Raw genomic sequence first — 19156 nt, 5'->3', positions numbered from 1 at the left:
ATCACCTCGGATTGGCTGGTGGCGATGTTGGAACGGCAGCCGAAGGCGCAGGGCCTGGCTGTTTTAAATCATCCAGTGACTCATTCTGACTTTCGGCATTTTCGTGCAGGATGGCCTGCTCTGCCTGTTTGTTGAGCACTAAGAGACTAATACGGCGGTTGATGGCGTCATCCGGGCCGCGGTCGGTCACGCGCATGGTGGCGGCCATGCCGACGACGCGCAGCACTTTGCCATCGTCCAGCCCGCCGATCACCAGCTCACGACGGGATGCGTTTGCACGATCTGCCGAGAGCTCCCAGTTGCTGTACCCTTTTTCGCCACCGGCGTAAGGGAAGTCATCGGTGTGACCGGAAAGACTGATTCGGTTAGGGATTCCGTTCAGCACTGGCGCAATGGCGCGCAGGATGTCGCGCATATAGGGCTCCACATCGGCGCTGCCGGTTTTAAACATGGGACGGTTCTGGCTGTCGATAATCTGAATGCGCAGCCCCTCCTGAACGAGATCGATCTTCAGGTGCGGACGCAGGGCGCGCAGCTTCGGATCCGCTTCGATCAGCTGATCCAGATCGCCGCGCAGTTTTTTCAGGCGGCTCTGCTCCATGCGTCTTTTCAGCTCGTCGATGTTCGGCTCGCGCTTCACCTCACCCTGCTTTTGCGTGTAGTCATCTCCACCGCCCGGGATCGGGCTGTCGCTGTTGGAGATACGCGGCCCCCCCGACACCGCCGTTGCCAGCGGGGTACGGAAATACTCTGCGATCTGAATCAGCTCTTTCGGGCTGGAGATAGAGATCAGCCACATCACCAGGAAAAACGCCATCATCGCGGTCATGAAATCGGCGTAGGCGATTTTCCACGAGCCACCATGATGGCCTCCATGCCCTTTATGCTTGCGCTTTTTGACTATGACGATGGGATGGGACTGGTTTTTCATGCGTCCTCAGTGCTCGTCTGCTGGTTTGGGTTCTTCACAGCGCGCACGTGCTCTTCAAGCTCAATAAACGACGGACGCTCGCTGGAGTACAGGGTTTTACGGCCAAACTCTACCGCGATCGGCGGGGCATAACCGTTAAGATTCGAGAGCAGCGTGATTTTGACGCACTGCATCATTTTGGTGGTTTCAGCGCTCTTCTGACGCAATACGGTCGCCAGCGGAGAGATAAATCCGTACGCCAGCAGGATGCCGAGGAAGGTTCCCACCATGGCGTGCGCGATCAAGGCGCCCAGTTCAGCCGCCGGACGATCCGCCGAGGCCAGGGCGTGAACGACCCCCATGACCGCCGCAACGATACCGAATGCAGGCAGGGAGTCACCCACCATCGCCAGGCTGTTGGCCGGGACTTCAGCTTCGCTTTCATGCGTCTCAATCTCTTCATCCATCAACGCTTCGATTTCGAAGGTGTTCATGTTGCCGCTGATGATCAGACGCAGATAGTCGACGATAAACTCAAGCATCATCTTATCGGCGATAATGCGCGGGTAGCTGGCAAAGATCTCGCTCTCTTTCGGATTCTCAATATCGCGCTCCAGGGAGAACATCCCCTGTTGACGCGACTTGGCCATCAGGCGATAGAGCAGCGCCAGAAGGTCCATATACATACTTTTGGTGTATTTCGAACGACGGAACAGTAACGGCAACGCTTTTAACGTTCCCTTGATCGCCTTGCCGTTGTTGCCAACGATAAACGCCCCCACCCCTGCACCACCGATAATAATCAGTTCGGCCGGTTGATAGAGTGCCCCAAGGTGCCCGCCGGTCATCATGTAACCGCCGAAAACTGTACCGAGAACTACCAGGTAACCTAATACGATAAGCACGACATCATCCTTCCGCTAGTGACTGTAGCCAGGATGCGCAGGTCGGGGTTTATCCTTCTGCGTGGCAAAAAAAAGCAGCGGTAATCTCTTACCGCTGCTGGATCCTTGCCCACACGTTAGGGTTAAACAGCCTGTTCGATCTGTTCATCCAGCAGTTGTGGATTACTATCGGCAGCATCCCGGGAAAGTTTACGTCTTTTTACCGCACGAGACGGTGGTTGGCACAAACTGCAGGCGAAGCTGCCCGCGGGCTGATGTGCATGGGTGATAAAGTTGCCGCTGCAGCAGTTGCAGCGGGAGAGTTCCAGCAATCCGCTCTCAACAAAACGCACCAATGTCCATGCGCGGGTCAGGGCCAGCAAAGGGCCTTCTTCAGGCTGCGGGCACTGCTCGAGGTAAAGTTTGTACGCTTTAATGACCGCATCAACGCCGCTGCATAAGCCGGTCTTGAGCAGGTACTGCCAGGCATTACAGAACATGGAAGCATGAATATTCTGCTCCCAGGTCATAAACCAGTCGGTAGAGAATGGCAGCATCCCTTTTGGGGGTGGGCTGCCACGTAATTCTTTATACAACTTGATAAGACGGCCACGGCTCAGCTGGGTTTCGCTTTCCAGCATTTGCAAACGAGCACCTAGCGTAATCAGTTCCATGGCCAGTTGAATATCACGCGCTTCCTGAACAATGCTCTTCTCACTCATTTTTAGGCCCTTTTCTTACGGGCTACGTCATCAGGCTGGCTGATTTCGTTAAGCAAACGGGTAGAAAGCAGAATGCCGGTGTGAACCTGTTGCAGATCATCCACGCGGGATTCCTGCGTCAGCTGCGTGACGGTCTGGTGATTATCAAAGCGGAACTGGCAAACCAGTTGGTTTGTCTCGGCCAGTTTAACCATTTGCGGCAACGTTAAACCGCCAAGCGTGGTGGCCATTTCTTCCTGAATACCCAGACGAAACATTGCAGAGGCTTTATCCTGGCTAATCAAACGTTGTGCAAGTAATAAATATGACAGGTTGATGTCATAGATGTGTTTTAGCAATTCGGATGTGTTCATTTATTCCTTCCCGAATAACACTTTAATTTCTTGTGCGGTCAACCCGCACCCCGTGATGTCGCCGGGAAAACCCCGGTAAAAAAAAGAAAAGGCTAAAACGCATAGTTGAATTAAGTTTTGTATCGATGAATCACGTTAAGAAAAACAAAATCTGTCTCTTACACATTTATCGCTTCTTACAATTAACTAAGACTTTTCCTAATTCGCGGCAACTTTACCCGTCCGATGTACCACATACAATGTGGCTTCACCTGAAATTTAAAAAAAATGTGACGCAGATCACATAATATAAGTGAATTTTACCCAAAAATCCATCAGCACTCCTTCTAATTTGTTTGTTTTATGAGCAATTAAGCGCAGAATATATTCTTTCCGGGCGAATATTCATGCAGAAGTATGAACAAAGAGGGCATGTTAATTGCCTGTCGTTGTCATAGCGTAAACTGGCAACAAACCAGTCCATATCTATCACAGAAACACTTTGTTAATATGTTTTTAAAACAAAGGCTTACATGAAAAAGTGACAAAAATTATTACCTGGCGTTATCATTTTTAGTTGAAGCATTTAGGTGGATTTTTTGCGATTACAGCGGGCTCAAAGCGCATGATTTACGTTTAGGAAGCGGATTTTTGCCCTTTCGTCCAGTCCCCCTGCAATTCATTGCATAAGAATAATTAATGAATAATTATGACAACTGTCACACTAATGCCATCTTTGGCTATTGCGCAAAAAAAGCATTCGCGCTAATGCTGAAGTATGTGCAATAACCACACAATGAAGGTGGGTAAAATGAGCTATTCCCATATCCTTGTTTCTGTTTCAGTTTCTCCTGAAAGTCATCAATTGATCGCCAAAGCGGTTGCTATCGCCAGGCCAACGCAGGCGCGTATTACGGTGGTCACGTTAATGGCCGAACCAGAGATGTATAATCAACTGGCAGCACCGATGCTGGAAGATATTCGTGGTGTTCTTCAGGAGGAAACCAGGCAATTTCTTGACGAGCTCATTGCCCGCGCAGAATATCCCATCGCGCAAACTTTGTGCGCGACAGGAGAATTAAGTGAGCAGATAAGTGATATATGTCAAAAGCAAAAGGTAGACCTGGTGATATGCGGAAATCACAACCACAGCTTTTTTTCACGCGCAGCATGTTCTGCTAAAACAATCGTCAGCAACAGTCAGGTTGATGTGCTTTTAATTCCACTCGGCGCAGAATAAAACGCCGAGTGGAATATAATCAGGCTAATTTAGGAAAGGTTGCGACCTTTTTTTGCAGATTGCTCTCCACGCTGCGGGGAGTGATCTGGTTCAGGTCCTCAATGAAGCGCGCCTGCCAGCGGTCTATGTCATTTTCGCGGATCACTTTCATCATGTCGGCATGACGTGAAATACGCTCCGTGAGGGGCATATTCAGCGCACGGTGCAGAGCATTGGCCACATCGTCGCGATCGTACGGGTTAACGATCAGCGCCGAGGTGAGCTCGTTAGCGGCACCGGCAAACTGCGACAGCACCAGCACGCCCGGATCGGCCGGATCCTGCGCGGCGACATACTCCTTCGCCACCAGGTTCATCCCGTCACGCAGCGGCGTGACCAGGCCGACATCGGCATAGCGGAACACCTTCATCAGGATCTTGCGCTCAAAGTGCTGGTTGAGATAGAACAGCGGCGTCCAGCCCAACTGGCCGTAACGGCCGTTAATGCGACCGGCTTCGTTCTCAAGCTGATGTCGGATGTCCTGATAGGCCTGCACCTCGCCGCGCGAGGTCGGTGCGATTTGGGTATAGCGGATCTTACCGTGGTGCTCAGGATAATTCTCCAGCAGGGTCTCGTAAGCCTGGAAGCGTTCCGGCAGCCCTTTGGAGTAATCGAGACGCTCAACGGAAAAGATGTTTTTTACGTGCTTCAGCTCTTCTTTCAGCTGCGCCAGCTTAGGCGGTAGTGGCCCGGAGGCCTGCTCGATAATCTCGTCCGGCTCAATACCAATCGGATAGACCTCAGTGCGGAAGCGCTTGCCCCAGGCGGAGTGCGAGTCATCGTCATGCGCCGTCAGGCGCGTTTTGCTGGCCACGCTGTCAAGGAAGGCCAGGCGGTCATTTTCGGTCTGGAAGCCCAGCAGGTCGTAATCACAAAGCTCTTCAAGCAGCTCGTCGCTCGGCGGCAGCGCGTTGAAGATCTCCGGGGTCGGGAACGGAATATGCAGGAAGAAGCCAATCCGGTTGTTTACGCCGCGCTTGCGCAGCTCGCCGGCAAACGGCAGCAGATGATAATCGTGGATCCATAGCACGTCGTCCTGCTGGACTAACGGCAGCAGCTTATCGGCCAGCAGGCTATTGACCCGCGTGTACCCTTCCCAGGCCTCGCGCTTAAACTTTACCAGGTCGAGGCGATAGTGGAACGCAGGCCACAGCACGGCGTTGGAGAACTGGCTGTAATACTCATCGTAATTCTGTTCACTGAGATTAAATGAAGCCCAGGTGATATTCCCGCGCGTCACCTTTTTTAGCGGTTTGTCCTCATTACCAATCTCTCCACTCCAGCCAAACCAGAGCCCCCCCGTATTTTTTAACGCCCCCAGCACCCCAACAGCCAGGCCACCTGCGCTGGCTTTTTTATCATCCGGGGGAGCGATGCGATTAGAAACTACGATCAAGCGACCCATAAGGTTTTCTCCTGTTAATTTGCGCTATTTCTTGTTCTTGTTGATGGTTAGCGGCTTTAATTACCCATTGCCAGACATCAGGTACCGTAGCCAGCCGCCAGCTGGCTTTGGTCTCACCTGCGCCGACTTTCACTGATACCCCTTTAAGCTGATTCACCACTTCAAAGCCATGCTCATCGGTGAGGTCATCACCAAAGAAAACCGGCGTTCTGCCGAGGAAAGGCGCTTCATGCATAAAGGCTGAGATAGCCTCGCCTTTGTGGATCCCTCTCGGTTTGATTTCGACCACGCATTTACCAGGCTGGAGTGACAGCTGCGGATTGTCGTGCACGATCTGTTCCGCCAGGGCGAAAATATTCTTCTCATATTCCTGAGCCTGACGGTAGTGGATTGCAAATGCCATCCCTTTGGCTTCAAGTTCGGTGCCAGGCAGATATAAAAGCGCCGTTGTAAGCTGCGCATGCAGCGTCTGGATCAGATCCGGGGGAAGGGAAACGGATTGCGAATGACCATGGATGTCGCGGCGCTCCGCCCCGTGTACACCGGCAAGCGGGAAACGGTAGGGTCTGGCGAGCTGGTCCAGCTCGGCCATTGAACGCCCTGATATCAATGCCAGTGCCCCCTCATTCAGCTGTGCCAGCTGATTCAGTGCCTGTAATACTTCTGCGGGAACAACTACCTCATCGGGGTGTGGCTTGATGGTAGCAAGGGTCCCGTCGAGGTCGAAAAAGTACGCAAAGTTTTCTGATAGTAAAGGCGGTGAAGTTAACGTATCGGCCACCCTGATCCTCCTTACAGTTGGCGAGATGAAAAACGGCAAACATCTCAGTAGCCATGTAAGTATAGACAGTGTGACGGGGCTCGCCATTTGACATCCCCCTTCCCGCTGCGGCTGGGAAGGGGGGCTACACTTAAAAGTTAAGTCGGGAGGGGGTGGAAAAAAGGGTTAAACGGTGCGCTTTGCTTTTTGCTTGTAACGGTCGAAAATCACCGCCGCAAGCAGGATCAGGCCACGTACCACATACTGCGAGAACGGGGAGATGTTCAGCAGATTCATGGCGTTCTCAACCGTGCCAAGAATCAGTATCCCGGCCACCACATATGAGATTTTTCCGATGCCGCCCTTCAGCGATACGCCACCTAAAACGCAGGCTGAGATGACGATCAGCTCATAGCCGATAGAGGTCATTGGCTGGCCGCTGGTCATACGTGAAGCCAGAATAATCCCCGCCGCCGCCGACACCAGACCGGAAAGCACGAAGATGATGATCTTGGTCCGTACCACCGGCACACCCGCCAGACGCGCCGCCTCTTCATTACCACCAATCGCCAGGGTATTGCGGCCAAAAGTGGTTCTGTTGAGCAGGAAACCAAAGATGATCAGGCAGCCGACGGTCAGCCATATAGGGGCTGGCAGACCGAGCCAGTTGGCGTAGCCGAGAGTAAAGAAGCGCTCATCTTCAATCCCCACCGCTTTACCGTCAGAGATGATATAGGCCAGCCCGCGCACAATCTGCATGGTGGCGAGCGTGGTGATCAGGGCATTGATTTTCAGGCGCGCAATCACGAAGCCGTTCACCAGCCCGCTGAGCACACCGAGCAGCAGCCCGGCCGCCACACCAATCCACAGGCTTTCGGTCATGTTAATGACCACTGCAGTGGTGACACCCGCACAGGCGATAACCGAGGCGACCGACAGGTCGAAGTCGCCGGATGCCAGACAGAACAGCATCCCGCAGGCCACCATGCCCGACATGGAGATGGCGAGCCCCAGCCCTTTCATGTTAATGAAGGTGGCGAAGTTAGGCACAAAGATGGCGCAGCCGAGGAACAGTACGGCAAACACGACCAGCATGCCGTATTGATCCCAGATCCGCCCAAAGCTGAAGGCCGATTTTGGCGCTCCGGATGTAGTGACAGAGGACATCTTATTCTCCTTACTCAGGCGACAGCCTGGCTGACTTTAGGCATGGCGAGGCTTAACGCCTGCTGTTCATTCGCCTGTTCATGTAGCAATTCACCGGCAATGGCCCCTTCACGCATCACCACGATACGGTCGGCCACGCCCAGTACTTCCGGCAGATCGCTGGAGGCGAAGAGCACCGCCACGCCACGTTTTGCCAGGGCGTAAATGACGTTATAGATTTCGTGCTTGGCGCCCACGTCGATACCGCGCGTCGGTTCATCCAGCAGGATCACCTTCATCTCTTCCGACAGCCAGCGGCCCAGAATGGCCTTTTGCTGGTTGCCACCGGAGAGGTTCATGATCAGCTGTTCCGCGCCCGGGGTTTTGATGTTAAGTGAACGAATGTGGTGATCGGCGTTGCTAACCTCCCAGGTGTCGTTAATCAGGCATCCGGCACGGATGGTCTTCCGGCGGGCCGAGATATTGATGTTATCCCGTACCGAGTGCACCGGGATGATCCCTTCGGCCTTGCGGTCTTCCGGGCAGAGCATCATCCCTGCGCGAATGGCATGGGCCGGTTTCTGAATATCGACAGGCTGGCCGTCGATAAACACCTGGCCTGCGGTGATGCGGGTGCCGCCAAACAACCCTTTCATCAGCTCGCTGCGCCCTGCCCCTACCAGCCCGAAGAGGCCAACGATTTCACCGCTGCGCACCGTCAGGCTTATCGGGGTGCGTACGCCCGGGGCTTTAACCTCTTCAAGGCGCAGCAGTTCGCCGCCATACTGGCGCGGTTCCCAGTGATAGATATCACCCAGTTCGCGCCCCACCATCGCCTGCACCAGCAGGTCGTGGTTGACCTGCTGCATGTCGCTGAAGGTGCGGACATAGCGACCATCTTTAAACACGGTAATAGCGTCGCTGAGGGCGAAGATCTCTTCCATACGGTGCGACACATACAGAATGATGCGCCCCTCTTTGCGCAGCTCGCGGATCACCCGGAACAGGTTCTCGATTTCACGCGCCGACAGCGAGCTGGTGGGTTCGTCAAAAGCGATAATTTTGGCATTGCGCGCCAACGCCTTGGCAATCTCCACCATCTGCCACTGGCCGATGGAGAGATACTTCAGTGGGGTCTGGGGATCAATATCCAGCCCAAGGTGCTTCAGTTGCAGACCGGCCTCATAATTGAGCAGCGAACGGTTAACAAAACCGCCTTTATGCGGAAGCTGCCCAAGATAGATGTTCTCCGCCACGGTCATCTCCGGCACCAGATGCAGTTCCTGGTAGATGATGGCGACACCGGCATTCAGCGCGGCGGTGGTGTCCGCGAAGGCGACCTCTTTGCCCTGGATGGCGAGGGTGCCTGTCGTGGGGGTGTAGTTACCGCTGAGGATCTTCAACAGCGTGGATTTTCCGGCGCCGTTCTCACCCATCAGGGCATGAACCTGACCCGCATAGCAGTCAAAGCTGATGTCGGTCAGCGCGTTGACACCGGGAAAGGTTTTGCCGATGCCGCGAAAAGAGAGATACGGTTCAGACTGTTGCATAACGTCTCCGAGGATCGAGTAGTGAACGTCTGGCCCCCCGATGCCCGGGGGGCGCAATCACAGTGGAATTACTTACCGCCCAGTCCCTTTTTCTCCAGCTCTGCTTTGAAGTTGTCACGGGTGATCAGTACCACGTCGGTAACTTCAGTGAATTTCGCTGGCTCGGCACCTTTGGTGACCCAGTTGTAGAGCATTTCGCTGGATTTATAGCCATGTACGTCCGGGCTTGGCAGCAGAGAACCGTAGAAGCCGGTGGCCTGCGCTTTAGAAAGCTCGCTCACCGCATCAACGCCGTTGATGCCGATGCCGATAACATCTGCCGCTTTGAAGCCCTGGCCTTCGGTGGCGCGCACGCCGCCCAGGACGGTGTTGTCATTCATCCCCACCACCAGCCAGTGTTTCACTTCAGAGTGCTGCACCAGCATGGAGTTGGCCGCATCGAAAGCGCCCGGGATGTCGTTGGATTTGGTTGGCACTTTGTAGATCTGTTTTTCCGGGAAGCCGGCCGCTTTCAGGGCTTCCATCGAACCGGAGGTGCGACGGCGTGCGGTATCCAGTTCATCGGCGGTGATCGCCATAACCGCGGTGTCCTTCACGTCCCAGCCGCGTTTTTGCATCTCTTTATAGAGCTCCTGGCCCTGGCGCTCGCCGATTTTGGTCGCCGCCATCATCACCAGCGGCACGGTATCCATCGGCTTGCCCTTGGCGTTCACGAACTGATCGTCCACGGCGATGACTTTCATGTCGTAGCCACGCGCTTTCGCCACGATAGCCGAGCCCAGTTTTGGATCCGGAGTACAGATGACAAACCCTTTCGCGCCGCTGGCTGCCAGGCTGTCGATGGCGTTCAGCGTTTTTTCACCATCAGGCACAGCAATTTTAATGACTTCAAAACCCAAATCTTTCCCGGCTTTATCGGCAAATTTCCACTCTGTCTGGAACCATGGCTCTTCCGGTTGCTTCACCAGGAAACCGAGCTTCAGGTTCTCCGCCATAGCGGATTGTGACATAACGGCAGCCAGACCGATGGCCGCCAGCGCTTTAGTAAATTTGTGCATGGTTAACTCCAGCTTTAGCGTTTTAATTTGTAGGGGAATAACAACTAAAATGTTTTTAATCAGACTTAAAACAAGGCATTAGCGCCAGGCGTGTATGAAGCGCATTTGCTTGAGATAGTTTTAGCGGGAAATTAATCATCCATAAGAGAGCGCCATCACACCGCAGAATTACAGTAATTGCGTACATAGATTCAGCGGAAAAAGACATAAATATGCAGGTATTTGTCTGACAAATAGAAAGGGGTAAAGCAGATTAGTCCATAAGATTAGCTAAGATATCCTTGTGATCCGGGCGCGCGGGCGCCCGGCATAATATTACCAGGGATAGTAGATATGCTCGGCGTGATCGCGTACCGGTGCTTCCTCACCCAGCAGACGTGCTGAGAGCGTCAGCGCAAAGTCAAAGGCATGGCCCAGTCCCTTGCCGCTGATGAGGTTGCCATCTTCCACCACTGGCGCATCGACATATTCGCCGTCCTGAATCTCCTGCCAGAGCTCCCCCGAGCAGACATAGCGACGCCCTTTTAACAGGCCATTGCCGCCCAGCACACGCGCCGCAGCCGAACAAATTGGAGCGATAAATTTACCCGCTTCGTCATGCGCGGCGACAAAACGCACCACATCGGCACTGGCCGCCAGATTCACGCTGCCCTGCGGGCCGCCGGGTAATACGACCGCATCGTAGTAACTGTCGATTTTTTCGCTGAGGGTGCTGTCCGCCACCATCGGGATATTATGGTAGCTCACAACCGCCCGCGACTCGGCGCAGGCCAGGGTATCTACCTCAATGTTGAGACGGCGCAGGATATCAATAGTGATAATCGCCTCCGCCTCTTCAAATCCGGGTGCCAGCAGCACCGCTACTTTTGCCATAATGAACTCCGTTAGGGAATATAAAACAATGTTTCATTTTCGCAGCGTGTGTAGCGGAAAACTTCCAGCGGGATCACATATCGCACTATTTCCAGCAAAAATGATCTGACGCAATTTTAGCCAGGTGTAAAAATCCATTAATTACCAGAATTATCTGTATTCCACCTGACAGGAATAATTATCTTTTTTTTCGCTAAGCGCCTATTTCACCGCTCCTGAGAAAAACATAAAGTAATTTCACTTTTCGGATAGCATTAAATTTATACAAATCCTTATAATACAATCTCTTAATCATCTTCAACCTCGACCCTCCCCTCTCGAAATCCTCCATTTTTTTTAATTCCTGATGGGGGGTAAGGTTTAGTAAGAATATATTTATAAGGATTTTCTTATAATGGATTCGCTGTTATGATGAATTTTACCTGATGCCTGAAACGAATTTGGGATCACATACAGGGAAAACAGAATGCTTTTATTCTGTAGTGAACTATCGTTAATGATGATTATTTTTTGGTTACATAAACGAAGAAAAGGGAATGGATATGGCTGTCTCGGATATGATCACCAGGCTCAACACGCAGATGAACCTCGAGTTTCATGCGTCTAATCTCTCTTTGCACCTCAGCGAGTGGTGTTCAGAACATCAGCTAACCGGTTCCGCGACTTTCCTGCGCCTCCAGGCGCAGAGCAACGTTACGCAAATGATGCGCGTTTTCGATTTTTTAAAAGCATCAGGCGCTATGCCGGTTTTGAAACCCGTGGATATGACTGACGAAGAGTGCAATTGCCTGGAAGCAGTTTTCCAGCGCACGCTGGAAGAGTATGAGCAGCGCTGTCAGACGCTGAATCAATTAACGGATGAAGCGCGGAAAATGAAAGACACTTCTACGCTTAACTTCCTGCATGATATTGAGAAAGAACAGCAGCAGGATGGGGTATTACTCAAAACCATCCTTGATGAAGTTCGCAAGGCACGTCTCACCGGCATGGGTCTGGAACAGACCGATCGCCAGCTGCTTAACGTCGTCAGCCGTCAGCACCACTGATTCTGCGCGTTAACTGAATTACCCGGCCTGTGCCGGGTAATTTTTTGCAAAAGAGTCACTACCCTACTGGTGCAGAGCTTCATGTAACTCACATTTCGGGCGACCCTGGGTCGCCCGTTCACATTATTCTCACAAAACCGTTTATAAATCAAAACACCGGTTTATTTTAGTGAGACTCACCCTGCGGTGTGAATTTCAGCTCGATCAGCGCAATGGCTTTCTGCACGGCGCGCAGCGTAACAGGGTCGGCCGACGCAGGATTGCTGGCGAAATCGATGTTTTTCAGCTGACTGGACATTTTCTCGCGCACTTCTGCGGGAGCAATGATTTCAATCACATCAAGAATTTGTTTGATGACCAGCTGGCATGCAACGACGTCAGAGATCAGTTCCTGATCGGCACTCAGGTTTTGAGACATAGGCTTCTCCTGTTTGAAAGGCCGTCATAGTAGCAAAACGTCAGCCCTGATGCGGCGTACAGGCACAAAAAAACCTGCCGGAGCAGGTTTTTCTTATCAGAACATCGCGCCTGGCGGTACGTCCTTAAAGGTCTTGCAGTAGGATTCGAACATGCTTTTCAGGATTTTGCGCAATTTCATCGGTATGCTCCGGCTAAGTGTTATGCAGGTGTTAATGTTGATGCGGCTATAATATGACCTTCATCACAGAAATCAATGTTTTTGTGATATTCATCACGCCAGTTTATTTAAAACAAAACACCGTTCCGATTAAAATCTAATATTAATCAGCAAATTATCGCACCGCGGGTTACCGTAAATTTTTAAAAAAAATTTTAAGTGGCAGAGAAAAAATGACTGAAAATCACTCCGCTAAAGCGGCCAGCGGGATCTCTCCCGCCGCGCTGCTGGTGGCCGGCGCGTTCTTTATGGAGTTTCTGGACGGTACGGTGATCGCCACGGCATTACCCGATATGGCGAAAAGCTTTGGCGTACAGGCGGTCGATCTTAATCTCGGGATCAGCGCCTATCTGATCACCCTGGCGGTACTTATTCCGGCCAGCGGCTGGATCGCCGATCGCTTTGGCGCGCGTAAGGTGTTTACCCTTGCCCTGGCGATCTTCACTCTCGCCTCGGTGCTGTGCGGTCTCGCCACCAGCGTGGATCAGTTCATCGCCATGCGCGTACTGCAGGGAATGGGCGGTGCATTAATGGTGCCGGTAGGCCGCCTTGCCGTATTGCGCACCACGCCCAAGCACCTGTTGATTACCGCCATCGCCACCCTCACCTGGCCCGCGCTGGTGGCACCCATCATCGGCCCGCCGCTGGGGGGCTTTATTACCAGCTATGCCAACTGGCGCTGGATATTCTTTATTAACGTGCCGTTAGGGCTAATAGCTATCGTGCTGGCGCTGCGCATTATTCCCGATATCTATGAAGAGACCCGTCGCCCGTTCGATACGCCGGGCTTTATCGCCACCTCGGTGGCGATGGTGAGCCTGGTCTATGCCATGGAGATGATGGGGGCGCAGGAGGTGAATACAGGCGTGACCCTTGCACTACTGGCAACAGGGATGGTGACCATGATTTATGCCCTGCGTCATTTCCGGCGCACCGAGTGGCCAATGATCCGTCTTGATGCCCTGCAGGTGCCCACGTTTCGCGTAACGATGTTTGGCGGCTCGCTGTTTCGCGCCTCCATCAGCGCCGTGCCGTTTTTGCTGCCGCTGCTTTTTCAGGTGGGCTTTGGCATGGATGCCTTCCACTCCGGTTTGCTGGTGCTGGCGGTATTCGTCGGTAACCTGACCATCAAACCCGCCACCACGCCACTGCTGCGCGGGCTGGGTTTTAAAAAGTTGCTGCTGATCAACGGCGCGCTGAACGTGCTGGCCCTGCTGGCCTGCGCTTTCCTGACCCCGCAAACCCCGGTGTGGGTTATCATGCTGGTGCTCTATCTCGGCGGCGTGTTCCGTTCCATTCAGTTTACCGCCATCAGCACCCTTGCCTTTGCGGATGTGCCTTCGCCGCAAATGAGCTATGCCAACACCCTATTTTCCACCGCCACCCAGCTGGCAGTGGGGCTGGGGATCACCCTCGGCGCCATCGGGATCCGCATCGGCGAACTGTGTAGCGAATGGCTGGGGATGGCGTCGCTACCGGGCATCAGCTTCCGGCTGGCGTTTGTGGCGATTGCGCTGGTCTGTCTGGTGGGGATGGTCGATACCCTGCGGCTGGTAAAAGATGCCGGCAGTGCGGTATCCAGAAAAGAGGCATAAAAAAAGCCAGCGCAAGCTGGCTTTTTATCGGTGTTAGCAACTTAGCCGATAATACCGCGGACAAAGGCTTCGATCTCTTTATCCTGGCAGTTCTCGAAGAAGCACTGCTGGAAACGCTGACCGGTAACCGCAGTTTTAACCAGCTCCGGATCGATGGCGCGCAGGGTGTCGAGATAGTTCTCTTTCACCACAGCCGCTTTCACCTGATTCAGGATGCCCGCGTTGCGAACCTGAGGCTCTTTACGCTCTGGCGGATAACCTTCGCCTTTACGGCCAGTGAAGGCTTTTTCAAAGATAAAGCGCACGTTCAGCTCTGCACCCCAGCCGAAGCCTTTGGCAAATGGCAGGGCGAGTGCGTTACCGTTGTTGATCTGTGCAAACAGGAAGGCGTCAGCAGGATCGATGCAGTAGCCACACACCACGCCCGGGTGGATGTTCAGGGACATCAGCGCACCCTGGCCGGTACCGCAACCGGTCACCACGAAATCAACCGCTTTAGAGTTCAGCAGAATGCTCGCCATGATCCCCAGATGAATATAGGTCAGGTGGTGATCGTTTTCGTCGCTCATCCCAACGTTATAAACCGGGAAACCTTTCTCTTCAGCAACGGCGTTCAATTCCTTGAGGATGATGGCGTTTTTTTGCGCCTGGCTGTTTTCCATCATCAGTGCAATTTTCATACTTCGTCTCCTGAATGCGATGCGGGGCACCCCGCTGTGAATAGCTTACTCAATTCACCTTACTACTAAGCAAACGCACTTTCAAATTAAGTGAAAAATAGTTTCAAAAAACAAAGATGCGCTCACAATTTTGATGGAGAGGGATGTGAGCACCGGTTCGCAAAAGGATGGCTTATGATTGAAGGAGCCGGATGGTCGTGGCGAAGAGAAAAGAGAGAACAGGGGGGTTATTCCTGGCATTGCGCTTTACGTCTGGCGTTAGTATAGGTTATTTCAACGCATTCAGAGTGTTCTATGAAGAGATTATGCACGGTCGGTCTGGTGCTGTTACTGGCAGGTTGCGGTATTACCCGCAAAGCTGAAGTGAGCAGCGTCGATGTCACCTCGGGGGTCGTCAGGCTTGATTATGGTCAGCCACTATTCCAGACCTCTTATGATGATGCTTATGTAACAAGTGGCACTGCCACCCGCGAATGTCAGGCCATGGGATACAGTACGGCCCAGGCCTACGGTCAGCCGATCGAAACCTGTAGCGTGATCAGCGGCTCGTTGTGTCTGAACAAAACCGTCACTATCCAGTACCAGTGCCACGGTTACGCCCCCGCCCCTGCCGTCACGACCTCGGCTTATTACTAATTTCGTTGCCAGCTTTAGAGCTGGCAATAAAATTCTGAACACGAAACAGAATAATTCTCATTAATATATTTGAGTTGCGCGCAATGCGTTTTATTCCCATTCGTATTATGATTGCTTAAATATTTATTTTACTTTTTGCAAATAAATAAATAACAAATTATAGTGACGCTCACGTTGACCAGTTAATAATAAAACGGAGCCACACCATGCTTAAAAGTGAAATGATCGACAAGCTCAATGAGCAAATGAATCTGGAGCTTTACTCCTCCCTGCTCTATCAACAGATGAGTGCCTGGTGTAGCTATCACAGTTTTGAAGGCGCGGCGGCGTTTATGCGTCGTCACGCCCAGGAAGAGATGACACACATGCAGCGTCTCTTTGATTATCTTACGGATACCGGCAGCCTGCCGCGCATTAACCCGGTAGCATCGCCATTTGCAGAATATGCCTCATTAGATGAACTGTTCCGCGCTACCTACGAGCATGAACAGCTGATCACACAAAAAATTAACGAACTGGTACACGCGGCTATGACCAGCCAGGATTATCCCACCTTTAATTTCCTGCAGTGGTATGTGGCAGAACAGCACGAAGAAGAGAAGCTGTTTAAATCGGTTATCGATAAACTCACCCTGGCCGGAAAATCGGGTGAAGGTCTGTACTTTATTGATAAAGAGCTGTCGACGCTCGATGCCCAAAATTAATATTCATGCGGCGCTATCTGGCGCCGCGTTATTATTAATGGCCGCAGATTTTACTTTCATGAGTTGAAAAACCCGACGCCTGCGAAATGAATTTACCGCGCGCCGCCAGAAATGCCACCAGCTCTGCTGCCGTCATGTCCGCGGCTGAACAGGTGTGAAAACGCGCCTCGTCACCAAAACGCGCCGTAATCGCGGCAATCAGACTCTCTTCGCTGTATTGCTCGCCGGACTCGATCATCATCGTCAGCACATCGTGCCCATGAATGGATGCCATAAACCCTCCAGAAGAAAAGGCGCAGCCTAACCCTTTCCTCCCCACAACGCTTTGCGCTGGCGCAGGTTTACATGCAACCCGCACAGCTGGTGCAGCGCCAGTCCTGTTTATTGACCGCCTGATAAAACTGGCGATAGCTGGCCGTCTCCAGCGGAACGCCGTGGTCGAAAAAGAGATCGGTCAGCCATTCGACGTTTTCAATGATCCACTCATCTTCCTGCAACCCCTGGGCAAAGGTCTCATCTTCGGGATCGATAATCGAATAGATGGCCCAGGTACCCATATCCTTTTCCCGCCTTGCCTCCGGTAAGGTTAGCACCTGGCCCTGCCAGCTAATTATCCAGTGCCCGTGACACAATAAATTGCCTGAACGACTCCATTTCGCACAGAAGGGATTACTGGCCGTCATCGCCGTCTCACTTTTTTTGAATATTTATAAGAAACGTTTACGTTACGCCTGATTATCGGGCGAAAACATTGCTCTTATGAAGTAGGCAAACCTCCTCATTTTTACGGGCATATGACCAGAGCGACGCTTAAGTTAAATAACGTAAAGATTACATTACACTCGTTGTAACGCCGGTTTGACGAGTCCGTTCTTTTCCCTTACTCTGCGCCGCAGATTTTGTCGTCGTGTCGTAGGGTTTTAGAGGAAAACGTGAAGAACAGAACGCTGGGTAGTATTTTTATCGTCGCCGGAACGACGATTGGCGCCGGGATGCTGGCGATGCCGCTGGCGGCGGCAGGTGTCGGTTTTGGCGTTACGCTGGTGTTACTGGGCGTACTGTGGGCACTGATGTGTTACACCGCCCTGCTGCTGCTCGAAGTGTATCAACACGTTCCAGCCGATACCGGGCTGGGATCGCTGGCCGGGCGTTATCTGGGGCGATTCGGCCAGTGGATCGCCGGCTTTAGCATGATGTTCCTGATGTATGCCCTGACGGCAGCCTACATCAGCGGCGCCGGGGAGTTAATCGCCTCCAGCGTCAATGACGGGTTCAACGCTGATATCTCTCCCGCCACAGGGGTGATCTTATTTACCCTGATTGGTGGGGGCGTGGTCTGCGTGGGCACGTCGCTGGTCGATCTGTTCAACCGCCTCCTGTTCTCGGCAAAAATAGTCTTCCTGGTGGTGATGCTGGCCCTGCTGGTCCCGCACATTCATAAGGTCAACTTACTGACGCTGCCGCTGGAGAAAGGGCTGGCACTGTCGGCTATACCGGTCATTTTTACTTCGTTTGGTTTTCACGGCAGCGTGCCGAGCATTGTCAGCTATATGAATGGCAACGTGCGCAAGCTGCGCTGGATCTTTATCACTGGCAGCGCCATTCCGCTGGTGGCTTACATCTTCTGGCAGCTGGTCACCCTCGGCAGTATCAACTCGTCGAGCTTCATGGGAATGCTGGCAAACCATAGTGGGCTGAACGGGCTGTTGCAGGCCGTACGCGAAGTGGTTGCCTCGCCGCACGTTGAGCTGGCGGTGCATCTCTTTGCCGACCTCGCCCTGGCGACCTCGTTCCTGGGAGTGGCGCTGGGTCTGTTCGACTACCTCGCCGACCTGTTCCAGCGCAGCCGCACGTTCAGCGGACGTATCCAGACCGGGGCGATCACCTTTCTGCCGCCGCTGGCCTTCGCCCTGTTCTACCCACGGGGTTTTGTGATGGCGCTGGGATACGCGGGCGTGGCGCTGGCGGTGCTGGCGCTGCTGCTGCCCTCTCTGCTGGTCTGGCAAAGCCGTAAGCATCATCCTGAAGGGAACTACCGGGTACCAGGCGGTAAGCCTGTGCTCTGTCTGGTCTTCGCCTGCGGGATCGCGATAATCCTGGTGCAGTTCGGGATTACGGCGGGGTTGCTGCCAGAGGTGGGATAGCGTGCAATGATCCCAGGTGGCGCTGCGCTTACCCGGCCTACGAATAGTGTAGGCCCGCGCAAGCGAAACGCCGCCGGGCGCTGTTAATGCAGACAGCAGTTCTTGAATTTCTTGCCGCTGCCGCACGGACAGGGATCGTTGCGTCCCACTTTGGTGCCGTTGATCACCGGCTGCTGAGTAACCGGCTCTTGCGGGTTGGCAATCCAGTAGTTATACAGACGCAGCGCTGCCGGACGAATCCCCTCGATGCTCTGCTGGAACTCCTCTTCACTGAAGGAATCCAGGCGCTCAAAGTTCTCTTCGGAGCCGTGCAGGGCAATTAAATCCAGATCGGCACGCAGTGACTCCGGCAGGGATGACCAGTCGGTCAATGCCACGCCGCGCATATAGCCGAAGCACCACTCTTCCACCACGGTATAGGTTTCACCGTCGACATCGTTCATGCCGAACATCGGTTCAAACTGATCCGGGTAGTCGCTCAGGCGTTCGGCGATATCGTTCATATGCTTGAAGCAGAGATCGATGAAGCGGTTCATCTCGCGCTCGTTCTTCCAGCGCGGAATGTTCTTTTCACCGCCCCACACCGCCACCAGCCAGCGGTCCGGCTCCACCACCACGGGGCCGGAAAGCACCGCGGTCAACATACCGTCGAGTTCTGAGACATCCATAACGGACTCGTCATCATGACCGTAGGTCATTAAGGTCTCTTCCAGCCACTCCATTTCGGTTTCGTTTAACGGGCCTTCAGTCATGGGTCAATCTCCTGCAGAATAGAATGGCGTGCAGGGTAACACA

The 19156-nt window shown here is 53.1% G+C and carries 22 protein-coding genes; 6 read left to right on the top strand and 16 right to left on the bottom strand.

Annotated features, from left to right (window positions below; genetic code table 11):
* Window position 1: 1 nt before the first annotated feature.
* The 4 genes from motB to flhD all read right to left on the bottom strand — a co-directional run bounded on the left by motB (window position 2) and on the right by flhD (window position 2869).
* The gene (gene motB, locus B3X29_RS17455; protein ID WP_103180093.1) at window positions 2-931 is read right to left on the bottom strand and encodes a flagellar motor protein MotB; all 930 of its coding nucleotides are present in this window, start codon (window positions 929-931) and stop codon (window positions 2-4) included.
* On the bottom strand, window positions 928-1815 hold the full coding sequence (gene motA, locus B3X29_RS17450; RefSeq protein ID WP_103180094.1) for a flagellar motor stator protein MotA: 888 nt from the start codon (window positions 1813-1815) through the stop codon (window positions 928-930). Before motA ends, motB begins: the two co-directional genes overlap by 4 nt.
* A 122-nt stretch (window positions 1816-1937) precedes the next feature.
* Entirely contained in the window at window positions 1938-2516 is a 579-nt protein-coding gene (gene flhC / locus B3X29_RS17445) for a flagellar transcriptional regulator FlhC (RefSeq protein WP_103180095.1), read from the bottom strand.
* A 2-nt stretch (window positions 2517-2518) separates the two neighbouring features.
* Complete coding sequence (gene flhD, locus B3X29_RS17440; RefSeq protein ID WP_103180096.1) at window positions 2519-2869, bottom strand: flagellar transcriptional regulator FlhD; 351 nt, start codon at window positions 2867-2869, stop codon at window positions 2519-2521.
* A gap of 790 nt (window positions 2870-3659) precedes the next feature.
* Between flhD and uspC the strand changes: the two genes are divergently transcribed.
* On the top strand, window positions 3660-4088 hold the full coding sequence (uspC, locus tag B3X29_RS17435; RefSeq protein WP_103180097.1) for a universal stress protein UspC: 429 nt from the start codon (window positions 3660-3662) through the stop codon (window positions 4086-4088).
* Between the two features lie 19 nt (window positions 4089-4107).
* Here the strand turns inward: uspC and otsA are convergent, their stop codons facing one another.
* The 6 genes from otsA to B3X29_RS17405 all read right to left on the bottom strand — a co-directional run bounded on the left by otsA (window position 4108) and on the right by B3X29_RS17405 (window position 10919).
* Window positions 4108-5532, bottom strand: a complete 1425-nt coding sequence (gene otsA / locus B3X29_RS17430) for an alpha,alpha-trehalose-phosphate synthase (RefSeq protein WP_103180098.1) — start codon at window positions 5530-5532, stop codon at window positions 4108-4110.
* The gene (otsB, locus tag B3X29_RS17425; RefSeq protein ID WP_103180099.1) at window positions 5507-6313 is read right to left on the bottom strand and encodes a trehalose-phosphatase; all 807 of its coding nucleotides are present in this window, start codon (window positions 6311-6313) and stop codon (window positions 5507-5509) included. The genes otsA and otsB overlap by 26 nt, the downstream gene beginning before the upstream one ends.
* 165 nt (window positions 6314-6478) lie before the next feature.
* Window positions 6479-7459, bottom strand: a complete 981-nt coding sequence (araH, locus tag B3X29_RS17420; RefSeq protein ID WP_103180100.1) for an arabinose ABC transporter permease AraH — start codon at window positions 7457-7459, stop codon at window positions 6479-6481.
* A gap of 14 nt (window positions 7460-7473) precedes the next feature.
* Window positions 7474-8988 carry an L-arabinose ABC transporter ATP-binding protein AraG gene (araG, locus tag B3X29_RS17415; RefSeq protein WP_159339531.1) on the bottom strand — a complete coding sequence of 505 codons (1515 nt, stop codon included), beginning with the start codon at window positions 8986-8988 and terminating at the stop codon, window positions 7474-7476.
* A 68-nt stretch (window positions 8989-9056) separates the two neighbouring features.
* Window positions 9057-10046 (bottom strand): arabinose ABC transporter substrate-binding protein AraF, encoded by a 990-nt coding sequence (gene araF / locus B3X29_RS17410; protein WP_103180102.1) that lies wholly within the window; start codon window positions 10044-10046, stop codon window positions 9057-9059.
* Window positions 10047-10361: 315 nt separating this feature from the next.
* On the bottom strand, window positions 10362-10919 hold the full coding sequence (locus B3X29_RS17405) for a DJ-1 family glyoxalase III (RefSeq protein WP_103180103.1): 558 nt from the start codon (window positions 10917-10919) through the stop codon (window positions 10362-10364).
* 542 nt (window positions 10920-11461) lie between these two features.
* On the opposite strand from B3X29_RS17405, the gene B3X29_RS17400 reads away from it, so the two are divergent.
* A complete protein-coding gene (locus B3X29_RS17400; RefSeq protein ID WP_103181106.1) occupies window positions 11462-11965 on the top strand; it encodes a non-heme ferritin-like protein in 504 nt (167 codons plus the stop codon).
* A 166-nt stretch (window positions 11966-12131) separates the two neighbouring features.
* Here the strand turns inward: B3X29_RS17400 and B3X29_RS17395 are convergent, their stop codons facing one another.
* On the bottom strand, window positions 12132-12383 hold the full coding sequence (locus B3X29_RS17395; RefSeq protein WP_039030868.1) for a DUF2766 family protein: 252 nt from the start codon (window positions 12381-12383) through the stop codon (window positions 12132-12134).
* A 96-nt stretch (window positions 12384-12479) separates the two neighbouring features.
* Window positions 12480-12563, bottom strand: coding sequence for a stress response protein AzuC (gene azuC / locus B3X29_RS17390; protein WP_098946254.1), 84 nt, complete (start codon window positions 12561-12563; stop codon window positions 12480-12482).
* A 212-nt stretch (window positions 12564-12775) separates the two neighbouring features.
* Here azuC and B3X29_RS17385 point away from each other — a divergent pair, with 212 nt between their 5' ends.
* The gene (locus B3X29_RS17385; protein WP_159339532.1) at window positions 12776-14197 is read left to right on the top strand and encodes an MFS transporter; all 1422 of its coding nucleotides are present in this window, start codon (window positions 12776-12778) and stop codon (window positions 14195-14197) included.
* 41 nt (window positions 14198-14238) lie between these two features.
* On the opposite strand, the gene B3X29_RS17380 is transcribed toward B3X29_RS17385, so the two are convergent.
* Window positions 14239-14877, bottom strand: a complete 639-nt coding sequence (locus tag B3X29_RS17380) for an RpiB/LacA/LacB family sugar-phosphate isomerase (RefSeq protein WP_103180105.1) — start codon at window positions 14875-14877, stop codon at window positions 14239-14241.
* Window positions 14878-15171: 294 nt separating this feature from the next.
* Between B3X29_RS17380 and yecR the strand changes: the two genes are divergently transcribed.
* Together yecR and ftnA are read left to right on the top strand one after the other, a co-directional pair.
* Window positions 15172-15513 (top strand): YecR family lipoprotein, encoded by a 342-nt coding sequence (gene yecR / locus B3X29_RS17375; RefSeq protein WP_103180106.1) that lies wholly within the window; start codon window positions 15172-15174, stop codon window positions 15511-15513.
* A gap of 206 nt (window positions 15514-15719) precedes the next feature.
* Window positions 15720-16217 (top strand): non-heme ferritin, encoded by a 498-nt coding sequence (ftnA, locus tag B3X29_RS17370; protein ID WP_103180107.1) that lies wholly within the window; start codon window positions 15720-15722, stop codon window positions 16215-16217.
* A gap of 34 nt (window positions 16218-16251) precedes the next feature.
* On the opposite strand, the gene B3X29_RS17365 is transcribed toward ftnA, so the two are convergent.
* Together B3X29_RS17365 and B3X29_RS17360 are read right to left on the bottom strand one after the other, a co-directional pair.
* The gene (locus B3X29_RS17365; RefSeq protein WP_159339533.1) at window positions 16252-16491 is read right to left on the bottom strand and encodes a YecH family metal-binding protein; all 240 of its coding nucleotides are present in this window, start codon (window positions 16489-16491) and stop codon (window positions 16252-16254) included.
* Between the two features lie 67 nt (window positions 16492-16558).
* Window positions 16559-16900 carry a hypothetical protein gene (locus tag B3X29_RS17360; protein ID WP_103180109.1) on the bottom strand — a complete coding sequence of 114 codons (342 nt, stop codon included), beginning with the start codon at window positions 16898-16900 and terminating at the stop codon, window positions 16559-16561.
* A gap of 249 nt (window positions 16901-17149) precedes the next feature.
* On the opposite strand from B3X29_RS17360, the gene tyrP reads away from it, so the two are divergent.
* Window positions 17150-18361, top strand: a complete 1212-nt coding sequence (gene tyrP, locus B3X29_RS17355; RefSeq protein ID WP_103180110.1) for a tyrosine transporter TyrP — start codon at window positions 17150-17152, stop codon at window positions 18359-18361.
* A gap of 83 nt (window positions 18362-18444) precedes the next feature.
* On the opposite strand, the gene B3X29_RS17350 is transcribed toward tyrP, so the two are convergent.
* On the bottom strand, window positions 18445-19113 hold the full coding sequence (locus B3X29_RS17350) for a YecA family protein (RefSeq protein WP_103180111.1): 669 nt from the start codon (window positions 19111-19113) through the stop codon (window positions 18445-18447).
* Window positions 19114-19156 lie beyond the last annotated feature (43 nt).

The organism is Leclercia sp. UBA5076, assembly GCF_002416465.1.
In the GTDB taxonomy this organism is placed as follows: Bacteria; Pseudomonadota; Gammaproteobacteria; order Enterobacterales; family Enterobacteriaceae; genus Enterobacter.
The sequence above is the reverse complement of the archived record's forward strand: the minus strand, read 5'-3'. Positions and strand labels throughout refer to the sequence as shown.

What these genes read in the sequence shown, in the direction of transcription:
- motB (WP_103180093.1), bottom strand. Translation starts at nt 931, where the DNA reads ATGAAAAACCAGTCCCATCCCATCGTCATAGTCAAAAAGCGCAAGCAT.
- flhC (WP_103180095.1), bottom strand. Translation starts at nt 2,516, where the DNA reads ATGAGTGAGAAGAGCATTGTTCAGGAAGCGCGTGATATTCAACTGGCC.
- flhD (WP_103180096.1), bottom strand. Translation starts at nt 2,869, where the DNA reads ATGAACACATCCGAATTGCTAAAACACATCTATGACATCAACCTGTCA.
- uspC (WP_103180097.1), top strand. Translation starts at nt 3,660, where the DNA reads ATGAGCTATTCCCATATCCTTGTTTCTGTTTCAGTTTCTCCTGAAAGT.
- otsA (WP_103180098.1), bottom strand. Translation starts at nt 5,532, where the DNA reads ATGGGTCGCTTGATCGTAGTTTCTAATCGCATCGCTCCCCCGGATGAT.
- araH (WP_103180100.1), bottom strand. Translation starts at nt 7,459, where the DNA reads ATGTCCTCTGTCACTACATCCGGAGCGCCAAAATCGGCCTTCAGCTTT.
- araG (WP_159339531.1), bottom strand. Translation starts at nt 8,988, where the DNA reads ATGCAACAGTCTGAACCGTATCTCTCTTTTCGCGGCATCGGCAAAACC.
- araF (WP_103180102.1), bottom strand. Translation starts at nt 10,046, where the DNA reads ATGCACAAATTTACTAAAGCGCTGGCGGCCATCGGTCTGGCTGCCGTT.
- B3X29_RS17405 (WP_103180103.1), bottom strand. Translation starts at nt 10,919, where the DNA reads ATGGCAAAAGTAGCGGTGCTGCTGGCACCCGGATTTGAAGAGGCGGAG.
- B3X29_RS17400 (WP_103181106.1), top strand. Translation starts at nt 11,462, where the DNA reads ATGGCTGTCTCGGATATGATCACCAGGCTCAACACGCAGATGAACCTC.
- B3X29_RS17395 (WP_039030868.1), bottom strand. Translation starts at nt 12,383, where the DNA reads ATGTCTCAAAACCTGAGTGCCGATCAGGAACTGATCTCTGACGTCGTT.
- azuC (WP_098946254.1), bottom strand. Translation starts at nt 12,563, where the DNA reads ATGAAATTGCGCAAAATCCTGAAAAGCATGTTCGAATCCTACTGCAAG.
- B3X29_RS17385 (WP_159339532.1), top strand. Translation starts at nt 12,776, where the DNA reads ATGACTGAAAATCACTCCGCTAAAGCGGCCAGCGGGATCTCTCCCGCC.
- B3X29_RS17380 (WP_103180105.1), bottom strand. Translation starts at nt 14,877, where the DNA reads ATGAAAATTGCACTGATGATGGAAAACAGCCAGGCGCAAAAAAACGCC.
- yecR (WP_103180106.1), top strand. Translation starts at nt 15,172, where the DNA reads ATGAAGAGATTATGCACGGTCGGTCTGGTGCTGTTACTGGCAGGTTGC.
- ftnA (WP_103180107.1), top strand. Translation starts at nt 15,720, where the DNA reads ATGCTTAAAAGTGAAATGATCGACAAGCTCAATGAGCAAATGAATCTG.
- B3X29_RS17365 (WP_159339533.1), bottom strand. Translation starts at nt 16,491, where the DNA reads ATGGCATCCATTCATGGGCACGATGTGCTGACGATGATGATCGAGTCC.
- B3X29_RS17360 (WP_103180109.1), bottom strand. Translation starts at nt 16,900, where the DNA reads ATGACGGCCAGTAATCCCTTCTGTGCGAAATGGAGTCGTTCAGGCAAT.
- B3X29_RS17350 (WP_103180111.1), bottom strand. Translation starts at nt 19,113, where the DNA reads ATGACTGAAGGCCCGTTAAACGAAACCGAAATGGAGTGGCTGGAAGAG.